We start from the raw sequence: 13,703 nt of genomic DNA, 5'->3' as shown, positions 1-13,703 counted from the left end.
GGGCTGCTGCGGCGCCGCCCGTCTTTGCCTGCAAAGTGCGCCTCGTTCCATTCCCTTGCGGAGACCTCCCCATGATGAAGAAGCTGTTCACGATCGCCCTGCTCGGTGCCGCCGCGCTGTCCTTCAACGCCGCGCACGCCCACGGCGACGCCAAGCCGCGGCACGGCGGCGTGGTCCAGACCGCCGCCGACCTGTCGTTCGAGCTGGTCGGCGGGGCCGACGGCGCGACGATCTACGTCGAGGATCACGGCAAGCCGCTGGACAGCGCCGGCATGAAGGGCCGGCTGACGGTGCTCAACGGCGCCGAGAAGTCCGAGGCCGAGTTGAAGCCGGCGGGCGACAACCGGCTTGAGGCCAGGGGCGTCAAGCTCGCCAAGGGATCCAAGGCGGTGGTCGCCCTGAGCACCCCGCAGCAGAAGACCATCACCGTGCGCTTCACCGTGAAGTAAGGACAGCCCGAGGGCGCGAAGCCCGCGCCACCTTCCCGCCTTGCGGGACGGGCGGCCGGTGCCGGGGGCCGGGGCGAACGAGACGACGACGTCTGCCTGCAGCGAGTCCGAACACGGCCCTCCGCCCAGCGAGAGGCACCTCGTGCCAGGGGCGTGGCAGTGCAGGAACCCTCGCAGAACCGGCCATGCGGCCCGGCATCCGCGCCGGGCCCGCCCCGCGAGGACCGCCTTCGACGTGCACCTCCTCCCCGCCCGAGCAAGCGCTGCGGCGCGGTGTCGCCCTATCTCCGCCGCCTCAGGCGGTACAGCGCCAGGGACAGCGCCAGCAGCGCGGCGACCGCGACGGGACGCTCCACCCGGTCCCACACCAGCGGCCGGTAGCCGCCGCTGACGCCCTCGTCCTCCCGTGCCGGCTCGAAGAGGTTGCCGTGGCCGGGCGCCGCACGCCGGTCCTCGAACTGCCGGCTCTCGAGGTAGGCCGCCGCCACGCGCTCGGCGAGGGCGGGGAACACCGCGTGCCCGAGCATGCCGAGCCTGCCGAAGCCGCCGACGACGACTTCCCGGCGCGGGCGCCGCGCCAGGCCGACGATCGCCTCCGCCACCCGCTCGGCCGAATAGACCGGCTCCGGCGCCCGGGCCTCTCGCCCGGTGTAGTTCGCCGCGTGCCGGAAGATCGGCGTGTCGGTCGTCGAGGGCAGCACGGTGCAGGCATGGATGCCGGGCTCGTCGAGCAGTTCGCCGCGCACGCTCTCGGTGAGCCCCCGGATCGCCCACTTGGTGGCGGAGTAGACGCTCGCGTAGGGCGCGCCGATCGCGCCGAGCACCGAGGCGTTGTTGACGAGGATCCCACGCCCCTGCCTGCGGAACTGCCGCACCGCAGTCCGCGTCCCGCAGAGGTAGCCGAAGAGGTTGATGCGGATGAGCCGCTCGTGGTCGGCCGCGGGAATCTCCTCGATGCGGCCCAGCGCCAGGACCGCCGCGCTGTTCACCCACACGTCGATGCGGCCGCAGGCCTCCACGGCACGTGCCGCGAGGGCCTCGACCTGCTCGTCCTGGCTCGTGTCGGTCGGCACGCACAGTGCCCGGCCGCCGAGCGCGGCACATTCCTGCTCGACCTGCCGCAGCAGCCCGGCACGCCGCGCCGCGAGCACGACGGTCGCGCCCTGGCGTGCGAAGAGATGCGCGGTCGCGCGGCCGATGCCGCTCGAGGCCCCGGTGACGACCACCACCGCGTTGTTGAGGTCCTTCATGTCGACCCTTTCTCGGGGTCGGCCTGCGGGGGCCATGCGTGGCGCGGCCGCAGACCGCAACAGGGGGTTCAGTGGCCGCGCGCGTGTCGCGAACGGCGGGAGGAGCGGCCGGCACCCATCACGCCCAGCGCGAGATCGACGACCGTGCCCAGGACGAGGTGGGCGAGCAGCCCGCGGGCATGCGCCTGCCACGGGTACTCGCCCGGCGGGGCCGAGAGGCCGCTGAGCGCATTGAGGCCCTCGTCCTGCACGAGGAAGAGCCCGAGCCCGAACAGCGGCCCCCGGGCCATGCCGAGCCCCGCCATGCGGTCGCGCAGCCCGGCGGCATAGAGGGCGGACGGCCCGATGCCGAGCCCGTAATGCAGCGCGATGCCGGCCGGATGGGGCTGGCGCGGCGAGAGCTGCACGCCGGCCATCTCCGCGACCCGGTTCACCGCGACATGCGAGGGGTCCAGCCCCCCCGGGCGCACCTGCTCCGTGCGGCGCCGCGCCTCGGGGTCCTCGTACGTGAAGGCGAACCAGTCGGCCCGGTCCATGACCCAGACGGCGGCCGCGCCGGCGAGGGCGCCCTTGACCAGGTCACCCATGAGGCTGCCGCCCCCCGTGTCCGGAAGGTGCCTGTGGTGGTGGTGATGCATCGTCGATCTCCCTGAAGCGCAGGAACACATGGCTCAGAGCGCGAGCGGGGACCTGCGGCTGCCGGGGGCTGTCCTTCCCCGCAGCCGCTGCCTGCCGCCGCTCGCGCACGGCTCCTCCTCCTGCCTGGGCCGACCGGCTGCCGGCGGCTTGTTCGACGAGTGGCGCGTGACGGTGAGATCACCCCTCCCCTGCGGAGTGCAGCCGCTTTCGCGATGCAGCCGGCGCCCGCGCCTGCGAGGCAGGGAGCAAATTCGGCACCTGCTGCGGACGATTGCGCGGCGGTGCGTGCGCGCCACCTGCCCGGCCGGCGCTCCTCAGCGGATCAGCCGTTCGAGCTCGCGAGCGATGGCTCGGGCGTCGAGCGCCCGGTGGTCCAGCGTCAGCGACAGGTAGCCGTCGCGCCGGAAGGCGCGGTCGATCTCCAGCAGCACATGGGTGCGCTCGGTCTCCGGCACGAAGGAGACCTCGACCTCGTTGATGCTCCAGCGCCCCGCCCCGACCGGCCGGTACTCGAGCTCCTGGTAGCAGCCGCTGCGCGAGCGGAAACCTCGGCCCTGGAGATAGCCCTTCTCCACGTCGGCCCGCATCATCTGGAAGCCCGCCAGCTCCATGGCCGACAGGAACGCCGCCTGCGCCGAGGTCGGCACGATGCGCAGGAAGTCCTCGTCGCCGGGGTCGAGCCCAAGATCGATCTCGAGCCCGGTCTGCAGCCACACGCGGGTGCGGTTGTCGCGGCAGGACAGCTCCGTCAACGGGGTCTCGGCACCGATCGCGCAATGCACCGGGACGACCTTCGTTTCCTGCGGCTGGAGCGTGAACGATGCCGGGAGCTTCCAGCTGTCGAGCACCTGCTTGCCGACCACCTCGCCGTTGCCGGTCTCCACCTCGACGCGGGTCAGCAGCGCGATGGTCAGGCCCGAGACGGCCTGCGGCGTGCTCCCGCCCCTCGCGACCACCTGCCCGCGGAAACTCCCGCCGGGCGAAACCAGGGCGTTTTCCAACTGCAGGTCGACGGTCGCCGCGCCGATCCCCATCGAACTCAGAAGCTTCCTGAACATGCGTCGTTTCTCCGTTGCCGATCGATGCCCGCGCCGGCCATCCCGCTGCCGGCCCCGCGGAAATGGTAGGCGCGCTGCCCTCCCCCCGGCAACTCGCCCACGGCCCGGGCGACCGGCGCCGCGCTGCGGCGAGGCCGCCGGGCTTGCGGGTGGATCCCCGGGCACCCGTCCGGGAACGAGGACAGTGGTCGAGCGCGAGCCCCGTGCCGGTGCGGGCGCCGGACAATACGGCCTCACCTCAACGCAAGAGAATGCCTGTGAAGACCTACGACATCGAAGTGCAACGCCTGAAGTCGCTGAACCACGACAAGGGCCTGATCGAGATCGGCATCGACGCGCTGGTGCTGCCTCGCTCGGCGCGGGACGACCAGCTTCCCGCCAGCTGCCTGCGCCTGCCCGTGGAGCACGCACGCTCGCTGATGATGCTGCTGAAGCAGCAACTCGCCGAGCTGGACAAGCTGCAGCCGCGCAGCCGGCGTTCCGGACGGAGCTGAGCCACACGTCGGCCTCCCGGCCGCTCGCCGGTTGCGGCGAGATCGCGCTCCTGCGGCGATGCGGAAGCGGTCAGGCGGCGGTGCGGCCCGCGAGTCCGCGGACGCTCAGCCCTGCAGTTGGGGGCACAGATTCTTCGTGACCTGCGCGCAGACGTTCTCGCCGGTGGCCGTCAGCCGCAGCGCGCCGCCGTCCCACTTGAGCCAGTCCAGCGCCACGTAGTCGTCGATGTAGCCTTCCGGTATGTCGGCGGCGCGACGGCGCCTAAGCTGGTCCACCGTAGTCAGCAGCGCGTCGTGCAGGACTTCGCGCCTGAGGGCGGGGGACGCGTGAGCCGGGTATGTCATGAAGTGCTCCTTGTTGAAGACCCACCATACCAGCCGCCCTCGCCGCGCATGTGTTCATGTGTACGAGGCAATGGCAAGCGAGTGCGAGCGGGCCTTGTCCCCGCCCCTGAAATGCCGCAGGCTCGGCCTCGTCACCGCCGACGGGCGGCGTCGCCCCCCCTATCTGAAGGATCACTCATGAGCGCCCCTCGTGTCTCTCTGCTGCTGACCGCGGCACGCATCGCCACCTTCGAGCAGCAGCGGTCGCTGACCAATGCGAGCGGCTTCTTCTTCGAGCGCGACGGGCGGCTCTTTCTCGTCACCAGCCGCCATGTCCTCGTCGACGAGCCGAACGGGCATTTCCCGGACCGCATCGAGATCGAGATCCACACCAGCGAAAGCGATCTCGGCCAGTCGGTCCGGTTCTCAATGCTGCTCTATCGCGACGGCAAGAGCACCTGGCGGCAGGGCAGCGACACGGGCGGGGACATCGACGTGGCGGTGCTCGAGCTCGATCGCGCCGCCCTGCCCGACAGCAGCGTCCTGCAGGCCTTCACTCCCTCGCACCTGCAGCGCTCGCTGGACGAGGTCGAGGTCGGCAGCTCGGTGCTGATCGTCGGCTTTCCGCTCGGCTTCCACGACACGCTGCACCATCTGCCGGTGGTGCGCCAAGCGGTGATCGCATCCGCCTTCGGCATGCGCTTCCAGGGCCTGGGCTACTTCCTCACCGACGGCCGCACCCACCGCGGCACCAGCGGCGCGCCGGTGGTCATGCGCGACGCGGCGGCGACCGCCGGCGGCGAGCCCCTGCCCTGGAAGCTCCTCGGCGTGCATTCCGCCCGGCTGGACATGGCCAACCGGGACCTCGCGCAGGACGAATCGCTGGGCCTGAACTGCGCCTGGTACGCCGACATGCTGATGACGCTCACCGCGCCCTGAATCGCGGAGAGGCGCGCTTCATCGGCGCCGAGATCAGCGTGACGTCCACCCCGGTACTCGCGCACAGCAGCAGCCCAGTCATCCGGCGCTGCTGCGCAAGCTCGCGAGCGACGCCTTCTGACGCTCGCCGTCGAAGTTGCCCGGCGCCAACCAGCGCACGAAGGCGTCACGCAGCACGGACCACTCGCTGTCGATCACCGAAAACCACGCGGTGTCGCGCGAGCGCTGCTTGTACACGACGGCCTGCCGGAATACGCCCTCGAACTGGAAACCGAGCCGCTGCGCCGCCTGACGCGAAGGCGCGTTCAGGCTGTCGCATTTCCATTCATAACGACGGTAGTGCAGCTCGTCGAACACGAGCCGCATGAGCAGGTACTGCGCTTCCGTGGCTGCCCGGGTGCGTTGCAGCGCCGGCGAGAACGCAACGTGCCCGACCTCGATCACGCCGTTTGCCGGATCCATGCGCATCAGTGCCAGGGTGCCCACCGCCCGCTGCGTCGCCCTGTCCACCACCGCGAAGTGCAGGGGATCGGGACTCCCGGCCGCAAGCTCCAGATGGGCTCGAAACCGGGTGTCGTCTGCGAACGGGCCGACCGGCATGTAGGTCCACTGACGCCCGTCGGTGGCGGCCTGATAGGCCCGCCAAAGGTCCCCCCCGTGGCGCGCGGGATCAAGCGGCTCCAGCACGCAGTAATCGCCTTTCAGCGGCATGCGCTGCGGCAGCGCCCTCGGCTGCCAGTCAGGAATCGCGCCGCCAATCGGCTGGCCATACTCGTTCGTCCGCTTGTTCATCACTAAAAAATCAGCAATTCCCTCGGTGACCGTCCTCATGCAAGTCCCGATCCGGATTTCCGGGACTTTCCAGGCACCGGCTCAGTCGCGCGGACGCAGCCCCGGCAGGAACTCGATGCCGGTGCGCTGCACCAGTTCGCCGTAGCCGATCGGGGTGCCGGCGCGCGCCTCGTCCGTGTTCTCGATCCAGTGCGCCCAGGCGCGGTTGCTCTGCGGGTCGTAGACAAGCTTGAAGAGGTGCGTCGGCACCCAGACCCGCCCCGGCCCGATCGTCTTCGGCGTGCGGGTGTCGTGGAACGGCCCGGTGAAGACGTAGACCGGACCGCTTGCGCGCATCGCGTAGTCGCGCGTCGCGCGCTCGATCCCCGCCCAGGAACCGCGGTTGTTGGCCGGGGCCTGCGGCACCATGTTGGCCAGGCTGAAGCTCTGCGCCATCGCCTGCGCGGTCGGCATGTCGCCGGCCGGCGCCATGTGGCCCCGGTCGTAGCCCGAGCCGGCGTAGTCCTCGAGCAGCGCGCGCTCGGCCGACGGAAGCCGCGCGTCGGCGAAGAAGCGGTTGGTGCGCACCTCGTCGTCGGCGTCGAGCAACTGCTCGCGCGACAGGCGCTCGACCACGAACACCGGCGTCTTGCTGCGGCCCGAATGCAGGATCGCGAACGCGTCGTAGCAGAGGTCGCGCGGCATCCGCTCGCGCAGCGCGGTCAGGCGCGGCAGCTCGCCGGGGAAGAACTGGCGGCACTCGGAGAAGCCGGTGAGCTGCTCGGTCGCCGCGGGGGTGGAGGAACTGCTGCTGCCGCCGCAGGCGCTCAGCGCCAGGCCGCAGGCGGCGGCCAGGAGGGTCGGGACGAATCTCATCGGCGCGGACTTTACAGGCAGTGCTCCGCGCCCGCGTTCCCTCAGTTCCCGGTCGCCCAGCCCATCGCCGTGCCGGCGAATCCGCGCACCCCGCCGAACAGGGGCGCCACTCCCCGCCACAGGCCGGCGAGCTGCTCGCCGAGGGGCAGTCGCTCGCCTTGCGTCAGGTAGAGCCAGGCGCCGAGCGCGAGGTTGGACGCCGCGAGCAGCACGATGGCGATCAGGACGCCCCGCTGCCGGCCGCCGCGGGCGGTGCCCGAAGGCTTGACGACTTTCTTTCCCATTCCTCTTTTCCGTTCCTTCTTCTTCGCAGCCGTCGTGAGATGCGGGACGGGCCGGGCTGTCGGCGGCACGCCTGCGTGTCCTCGCTCAGAACCCGCCGGTGAACTGGTAGCGGTCGGCCGGGTGCCACAGCGTCGCCACCGACGCGACCTGCCCGCGCGAGCGCGTGCGGCGGCTCAGCACGAGGCAGGGCTGGCGCGCGTCGATGTGCAGCATCGCGGCGACCTCGGGCGGCGGCAGCCGCGCCTCGATGCGGAAGTGCACCCCCTCGAGCGGCGCGACGCGCATCAGGTGCTCGTTCGCGGTGGTGCGGCCGAAGTCGAGGCCTAGATAGTCGGGCGCGAGCGCCGGGTTGACGTGGCGGTCCTCCACCTGGATCGGCAGCTCGTTCTCGTAGTGCACGACCACCGAATGGAACAGCGGCGCGCCCGCCGCAAGCCCGAACTGCGCCGCCAGCGCGCCGCCGGCCCTGACCCGCTCCAGCCGCTGCAGCTCGGCGCGGTGCCGGTGCCCGCGCGCGGCGATCTCCTCGGCGATGCTGCGGATCTCGAGCAGCGTCGAGGCGGACTTCGGCGGCGCGACGAAGGTGCCCGAGCCCTGCACCCGCACCAGCACCTGCTCGTCGCTCAGCTCGCGCAACGCGCGGTTCGCGGTCATGCGCGACACGCCGAACTCCGCCGCCAGCGCCTGCTCGGAGGGGATCGCGTCGCCCTCCTTCCAGTTGCCGGCGCGGATGCGCGCGAGGATGTGCTCCTTGATGCGCCGGTAGGCCGCCGGCCTCGCCTCACGCGCCTGGTCCATCGCCCGTCCCTGCTCCCGTGGCCGCGGCGCCGCGCCGCGGGTTTGTCCCGAGCCCTGCCGCACGCCCGCCGGATTGGCAGGCACGGGCCCGGGGTCTATAGTGGCCCGGACTTGTCTATACAAATCCGCAGAAAAACCACTGCACTTGTATATGCATTATCCGGTCGCGGGCCGGGCCCTGTCCATGCGCCGGGACGGGCCGCCGGCCGGTGCCGCATGCCTCCGGGAGAACGTCATGAGCGACGCCAGCCTTCCCCTCCCCGACCCGCGCGACGGCCGCGGCCGCGTGGTGCGCGCGCCGCGCGGCGTCGAGCTGCACTGCAGGAACTGGCTCACCGAGGCCGCCTTCCGCATGCTGCAGAACAACCTCGACCCCGAGGTGGCCGAGAACCCGGCGCAGCTGGTGGTCTACGGCGGCATCGGCCGCGCCGCGCGCGACTGGGCCAGCTTCGACGCGATCCTCGACGCGCTGTGCGAGCTGGAGGACGACGAGTCGCTACTGATCCAGTCCGGCAAGCCGGTCGGCGTGTTCCGCACCCACCCGGACGCGCCGCGGGTGCTGCTCGCGAACTCCAACCTCGTGCCGAAGTGGGCCGACTGGGCGCACTTCGACGAGCTCGACCGCCGGGGCCTGATGATGTACGGCCAGATGACTGCGGGCAGCTGGATCTACATCGGCAGCCAGGGCATCGTGCAGGGCACCTACGAGACCTTCGCCGAGGCGGCTCGGCAGCACTGCGGCGGCAGCCTCGCCGGGCGCTGGATCCTCAGCGCCGGCCTCGGCGGCATGGGCGGCGCGCAGCCGCTGGCGGCGAGCTTCGCCGGCGCCAGCTCGCTGATCGTCGAGTGCCGCCAGTCGAGCATCGACGCCCGGCTGCGCACCCGCTACCTGGACCGGCAGGCGCGCGACCTGGACGAGGCGCTCGCGCTGGTGCGCCAGCACTGCGAGCGCGGCGAGGCGGTGTCGATCGGCCTGCTCGGCAACGCCGCCGAGGTGCTGCCGGCGCTGGTGGAGCGCGCGCGCGCCGGCGGGATGAAGCCCGACCTGCTGACCGACCAGACCTCGGCGCACGACCTGCTGCGCGGCTACCTGCCGGCCGGCTGGAGCGTCGGGGAGTGGCTCGCGGCGCAGGCCGACCCGGCGCAGCACGAGCGCCTGCGCGCCGAGGCGGCGCGCTCCTGCGCGCGGCACGTGCAGGCGATGCTGGACTTCCAGGCGATGGGCGTGCCTACCTTCGACTACGGCAACAACCTCCGGCAGGTGGCCTTCGACGCGGGCGTGCGCAACGCCTTCGACTTCCCCGGCTTCGTGCCGGCCTACATTCGGCCGCTGTTCTGCGAGGGCAAGGGTCCTTTCCGCTGGGTCGCGCTGTCGGGCGACCCCGAGGACATCCGCCGCACCGACGCGCGCATCAAGGAGCTCTTCCCGGACAACGCGCACGTGCACCGCTGGCTCGACATGGCCGGCGAGCGCATCGCCTTCCAGGGGCTGCCCGCGCGCATCTGCTGGCTCGGGCTCGGCGAGCGCGACAAGGCGGGCCTCGCCTTCAACGAGATGGTGCGCACCGGAGAGCTGCGCGCGCCGATCGTGATCGGCCGCGACCACCTCGACACCGGCTCGGTGGCGAGCCCCAACCGCGAGACCGAGGCGATGCGCGACGGCAGCGACGCGGTCTCCGACTGGCCGATGCTCAACGCGCTGCTGAACACCGCGGGCGGCGCGACCTGGGTCTCGCTGCACCACGGCGGCGGCGTCGGCATGGGCTACTCGCAGCACGCCGGCATGGTGATCGTCGCCGACGGCAGCGAGGACGCGGCGCGGCGCCTGGCGCGCGTGCTCGTCAACGACTGCGGCTCGGGCGTGATGCGGCATGCCGACGCCGGCTACGAGGCCGCGGTCGAGGCGGCGCGGCGCCACGGCCTGAAGCTGCCGATGGTGCGGCCATGACGGGCGAGACGCTGACGCTGCGGCCCGGGCGCCTCGCGCTCGCCGAGCTGCGCCGCCTCTGGAGCGCGCCGCGGCGCGTCGTGCTCGCCGACGAGGCCTGGGGGCCGGTCGCCGAGGCGGCCGGCACGATCGGCCGCATCGTCGCGCGCGGCGAGCCGGCCTACGGCATCAACACCGGCTTCGGCAAGCTCGCGCGCACCCACATCGCCGACGGGCAGCTCGAGCAGCTGCAGTACAACCTGATCCGCTCGCACGCGGTCGGCACCGGCGCGCCGCTCGACGACGCGGTGGTGCGGCTCGTGCTCGCGCTGAAGGTCGCGAGCCTCGCGCGCGGCTGCTCCGGCGTGCGGCCGGTGGTGATCGAGACGCTGCTCGCGCTGCTCGACGCCGGCGTGATGCCGCTGATCCCGTCCAAGGGCTCGGTGGGCGCCTCGGGCGACCTCGCGCCGCTGGCGCACATGACGCTCGCGATGCTCGGCGAGGGCAGCGTGCGCGTGCAGGGCCGCACCGTGCCGGCCGCCGAGGCGCTGGCGCGGGCCGGCATCGCGCCGCTCGCGCTCGCGCCCAAGGAGGGCCTGGCGCTGATCAACGGCACGCAGGTCTCGACCGCGCTCGCGCTGCACGGCCTCTTCATGGCCGAGCGGCTGCTGGAAGCCGCCGCCGCGGTCGGCGCGCTCGCGGTGGACGCGGCGCGCGGCAGCGACGCACCGTTCGACGCGCGCGTGCACGCGGTGCGCGGCCAGCCCGGGCAGATCGCGCTCGCCGCGGTCTACCGCGAGCTGCTCGCCGGCAGCCCGATCCGCCGCTCGCACCTGCTCGCCGACGAGCGCGTGCAGGACCCCTACAGCCTGCGCTGCCAGCCGCAGGTGATGGGCGCCTGCCGCGACCTGATCCGGCAGGCCGCGGGCACGCTGCGCATCGAGGCCAACGCGGTCACCGACAACCCGCTGGTCTTCCCGGCGCACGACGAGGTGATCTCGGGCGGCAACTTCCACGCCGAGCCGGTGGCCTTCGCCGCCGACATGCTGGCGCTCGCGATCGCCGAGATCGGCGCGCTGTCCGAGCGCCGCATCGCGCTGCTGATCGACGCGACGCTCTCCGGGCTGCCGCCCTTCCTGGTGCAGGAGCCGGGGCTCAACTCCGGCTTCATGATCGCGCACGTCACCGCCGCGGCGCTCGCGTCCGAGAACAAGTCGCTCGCTCACCCGGCGAGCGTGGACAGCCTGCCGACCTCCGCGAACCAGGAGGACCACGTCAGCATGGCGACGTTCGCCGCGCGCCGGCTGCACGAGATGGCGGTCAACACCGCGACCATCGTCGGCATCGAGTGGCTCGCCGCTGTGCAGGGCGTGGACTTCCACCGGCCGCTCGCGACCTCGCCGCGGCTGCAGCGCCTGCACGCGGCGCTGCGCGCGCAGGTGCCCTTCTACGACCGCGACCGCCTGCTCGCGCCCGACATCGAGATCGCCGCGCAGCTCGTGCGCCAGGGCGCGGCGGGCGCGCTCTACGGCGAGCTGTTCGGCCCGATGTGGCGCGTGCGCGGCCCCTCGGGCGAGGAGCCCTACCCGTGCGACGCGCCGCCGAGCTGAGCCGCTGGAGCGGCCGCGTCGACGCCGACGAGGGAGAGGCCGGGCGGCGCTGGCACCAGCAGGTGCGGGCGCTCGATACCACGCAGCCGCCCTCCCCTGGCGTCGCGCTGCTCGGCTTCGCCTGCGACGCGGGCGTCGCGCGCAACCAGGGCCGGCCCGGCGCGCGCGACGGCCCGGCGGCGCTGCGCGCGATGCTGGCGAACCTGCCGCTGCGCCGCTGCCGCTCGATCTTCGACGCCGGCGACGTGGTCTGCGAGGCCGGCCCCGACGGCACCGCGGGCCTCGAGGACGCGCAGCAGGAGTACGCGCAGGCCGTGGAAGACCTGCTCGCGCACGGACTGCTGCCGCTCGGGCTCGGCGGCGGCCACGAGATCGCCTTCGGCAGCTTCCAGGGCCTCGCGCGGCACCTTGCCGCCGCACTGGGGCACGACAGGCCGCCGCACATCGGCATCGTCAACCTCGACGCGCACTTCGACCTGCGCGCCGGCGAGCGCCCGAGCTCCGGCACGCCCTTCCGCCAGATCGCCGAGGACTGTGCGGCGCGCGGCTGGCCCTTCCGCTACTGCTGCCTCGGCGTGAGCGACTTCGCCAACACCGAGGCGCTGTTCGAGCGCGCGCGCCGCCTCGGCGTCACCTGGCGGCGCGACGAGGACATGGGGCCGCTCGCGCTCGACGCGACGCTCTCGGTGCTCGACGCCTTCGTCGCCGGCGTCGAGCATGTCTACCTGACGATCTGCCTCGACGTGCTGCCCGCGGCACTCGCGCCCGGTGTCAGCGCCCCGGCCGCCCGCGGCGTCGGCCTCGACGTGATCGAGCCGCTGCTGGACCGTGTCGCCGCGTCGGGCAGGCTGCGGCTCGCCGACATCGCCGAGCTGAACCCGCACCTCGACCTCGACGGCCGCACCGCGCGCGTCGCGGCAAGGCTGCTCGGCCGCGTCGCCGAGGGCGCGAGCGTGCACTGGCAGGACCTTTCCGGAGAACGGCGATGAGCGATGCGCCGCGCTGGGATGCGCTGTGGCTCGACGTGCAACTCGCGACGATGGCGGGCGACGCGCCCGACGGCTACGGCACGATCCGCGACGGCGCAATTGCGGTGCGCGACGGGCGCATCGCCTGGCTCGGCCCGCGCACGGCGCTGCCGGCTGGCGCCGAGGCCGCCGAGGTGCACGAGGGCCGCGGCCGCTGGCTGACGCCGGGGCTGATCGACTGCCACACGCATGTCGTTTACGCCGGCAACCGCAGCGACGAGTTCGAGGCGCGGCTGGAGGGCGCGAGCTACGAGGAGATCGCCCGCCGCGGCGGCGGCATCCTGTCCACGGTGCGCGCGACGCGCGCCGCCGGCAAGGAGGCGCTCCACGCCGCGAGCCTGCCGCGCGTGCTGAACCTGCTCGCCGAGGGTGTCACGACGCTCGAGATCAAGTCGGGCTACGGGCTGGAGCCGGACACCGAGGCGCGCATGCTGCGCGTCGCGCGCGGCTTCGGTCGACGCCTGCCGCTGCGCGTGCGCACCACCTTCCTCGGCGCGCACGCGCTGCCGCCGGAGTACGCCGGCCGCGCCGACGACTACGTGGCGCTGCTGTGCGACCACATGCTGCCGGCGCTGGCCCAGGAGGGTCTGGTGGACGCGGTGGACGCCTTCTGCGAGCGCATCGGCTTCACGCCGGCGCAGACCGCACGGCTGTTCGATGCCGCCGCGCGCCTCGGCCTGCCGGTCAAGCTGCATGCCGAGCAGCTCTCCGACCAGGGCGGCGCGGCGCTCGTCGCGCGGCACCGCGGGCTGTCGGCGGACCATCTGGAGTGGCTGTCGCCGGCCGGCATCGCCGCGATGGTCGAGGCGGGCACCGTCGCGGTGCTGCTGCCCGGCGCCTTCCACTTCCTGCGCGAAACGCGCCTGCCGCCGATCGAGGCGCTGCGCGACGCCGGCGTGCCGCTGGCGGTGGCGAGCGACTGCAATCCCGGCACCTCGCCGATGCCCTCGCTGCTCGCGGCGCTGAGCCTGGCCTGCACGCTGTTCCGGCTCAGGCCGCGCGAGGCGCTCGCCGGCGCGACGCGCCACGCCGCGGCGGCGCTCGGCCTCGCGCACGAGATCGGCACGCTGGAAGTCGGCAAGGCGGCCGACTTCGCGCTGTGGGACATCGAGCGGCCGGCGGAGCTGTGCGCGACGCTCGGCTTCAATCCCTGCAGCGAGGTGGTGGTGGGCGGACGGGCGCGCTCCCCGAGGCTCGCGGACTGAACCTCCTTGCCCGGTACTGCCCCTCGCCTGCACGTCCATCGCTTGCCCCA

General features: G+C 72.9%; 15 protein-coding genes. 7 read left to right on the top strand and 8 right to left on the bottom strand.

The window, feature by feature from the left end; all coding sequences use genetic code 11:
* Positions 1-74: 74 nt before the first annotated feature.
* The gene (locus D3A59_RS17320) at positions 75-449 is read left to right on the top strand and encodes a hypothetical protein (protein WP_119156557.1); all 375 of its coding nucleotides are present in this window, start codon (positions 75-77) and stop codon (positions 447-449) included.
* Between the two features lie 281 nt (positions 450-730).
* Here the strand turns inward: D3A59_RS17320 and D3A59_RS17315 are convergent, their stop codons facing one another.
* The 3 genes from D3A59_RS17315 to D3A59_RS17305 all read right to left on the bottom strand — a co-directional run bounded on the left by D3A59_RS17315 (position 731) and on the right by D3A59_RS17305 (position 3,396).
* A complete protein-coding gene (locus D3A59_RS17315; protein WP_157991575.1) occupies positions 731-1,699 on the bottom strand; it encodes an SDR family oxidoreductase in 969 nt (322 codons plus the stop codon).
* 68 nt (positions 1,700-1,767) lie between these two features.
* Complete coding sequence (locus D3A59_RS17310; protein WP_205665222.1) at positions 1,768-2,286, bottom strand: hypothetical protein; 519 nt, start codon at positions 2,284-2,286, stop codon at positions 1,768-1,770.
* A gap of 366 nt (positions 2,287-2,652) precedes the next feature.
* Positions 2,653-3,396, bottom strand: coding sequence for a sporulation protein (locus D3A59_RS17305; RefSeq protein ID WP_119156513.1), 744 nt, complete (start codon positions 3,394-3,396; stop codon positions 2,653-2,655).
* A 257-nt stretch (positions 3,397-3,653) separates the two neighbouring features.
* Between D3A59_RS17305 and D3A59_RS17300 the strand changes: the two genes are divergently transcribed.
* On the top strand, positions 3,654-3,890 hold the full coding sequence (locus D3A59_RS17300) for a hypothetical protein (RefSeq protein ID WP_119156511.1): 237 nt from the start codon (positions 3,654-3,656) through the stop codon (positions 3,888-3,890).
* A 105-nt stretch (positions 3,891-3,995) separates the two neighbouring features.
* Here D3A59_RS17300 and D3A59_RS17295 read toward each other — a convergent pair whose 3' ends face one another.
* On the bottom strand, positions 3,996-4,235 hold the full coding sequence (locus tag D3A59_RS17295; RefSeq protein ID WP_119156509.1) for a hypothetical protein: 240 nt from the start codon (positions 4,233-4,235) through the stop codon (positions 3,996-3,998).
* 177 nt (positions 4,236-4,412) lie between these two features.
* Between D3A59_RS17295 and D3A59_RS17290 the strand changes: the two genes are divergently transcribed.
* Positions 4,413-5,153, top strand: coding sequence for a S1 family peptidase (locus D3A59_RS17290; protein ID WP_119156507.1), 741 nt, complete (start codon positions 4,413-4,415; stop codon positions 5,151-5,153).
* Between the two features lie 78 nt (positions 5,154-5,231).
* Here D3A59_RS17290 and D3A59_RS17285 read toward each other — a convergent pair whose 3' ends face one another.
* The 4 genes from D3A59_RS17285 to hutC form a co-directional block, all read right to left on the bottom strand.
* A complete protein-coding gene (locus D3A59_RS17285) occupies positions 5,232-5,984 on the bottom strand; it encodes a GNAT family N-acetyltransferase (protein WP_240636101.1) in 753 nt (250 codons plus the stop codon).
* A 42-nt stretch (positions 5,985-6,026) separates the two neighbouring features.
* The gene (locus D3A59_RS17280) at positions 6,027-6,800 is read right to left on the bottom strand and encodes a DNA/RNA non-specific endonuclease (RefSeq protein WP_119156505.1); all 774 of its coding nucleotides are present in this window, start codon (positions 6,798-6,800) and stop codon (positions 6,027-6,029) included.
* A gap of 41 nt (positions 6,801-6,841) precedes the next feature.
* Entirely contained in the window at positions 6,842-7,084 is a 243-nt protein-coding gene (locus D3A59_RS17275) for a hypothetical protein (RefSeq protein ID WP_119156504.1), read from the bottom strand.
* Positions 7,085-7,169: 85 nt separating this feature from the next.
* A complete protein-coding gene (gene hutC / locus D3A59_RS17270) occupies positions 7,170-7,883 on the bottom strand; it encodes a histidine utilization repressor (RefSeq protein ID WP_119156502.1) in 714 nt (237 codons plus the stop codon).
* 235 nt (positions 7,884-8,118) lie between these two features.
* Between hutC and hutU the strand changes: the two genes are divergently transcribed.
* The 4 genes from hutU to hutI are packed head-to-tail and all read left to right on the top strand — an operon-like array spanning position 8,119 to position 13,653.
* Complete coding sequence (gene hutU, locus D3A59_RS17265; RefSeq protein WP_119156500.1) at positions 8,119-9,831, top strand: urocanate hydratase; 1,713 nt, start codon at positions 8,119-8,121, stop codon at positions 9,829-9,831.
* Positions 9,828-11,420, top strand: a complete 1,593-nt coding sequence (hutH, locus tag D3A59_RS17260; RefSeq protein ID WP_119156499.1) for a histidine ammonia-lyase — start codon at positions 9,828-9,830, stop codon at positions 11,418-11,420. The genes hutU and hutH overlap by 4 nt, the downstream gene beginning before the upstream one ends.
* Positions 11,399-12,409 carry a formimidoylglutamase gene (gene hutG / locus D3A59_RS17255; RefSeq protein ID WP_119156497.1) on the top strand — a complete coding sequence of 337 codons (1,011 nt, stop codon included), beginning with the start codon at positions 11,399-11,401 and terminating at the stop codon, positions 12,407-12,409. Before hutH ends, hutG begins: the two co-directional genes overlap by 22 nt.
* Entirely contained in the window at positions 12,406-13,653 is a 1,248-nt protein-coding gene (gene hutI, locus D3A59_RS17250; RefSeq protein ID WP_119156495.1) for an imidazolonepropionase, read from the top strand. The genes hutG and hutI overlap by 4 nt, the downstream gene beginning before the upstream one ends.
* The last annotated feature ends 50 nt before the right edge of the window (positions 13,654-13,703 follow it).

The sequence above is a fragment of the Caldimonas tepidiphila genome, assembly GCF_003569765.1.
Taxonomy (GTDB): domain Bacteria; phylum Pseudomonadota; class Gammaproteobacteria; order Burkholderiales; family Burkholderiaceae_C; genus Caldimonas; species Caldimonas tepidiphila.
The sequence above is the reverse complement of the archived record's forward strand: the minus strand, read 5'-3'. Positions and strand labels throughout refer to the sequence as shown.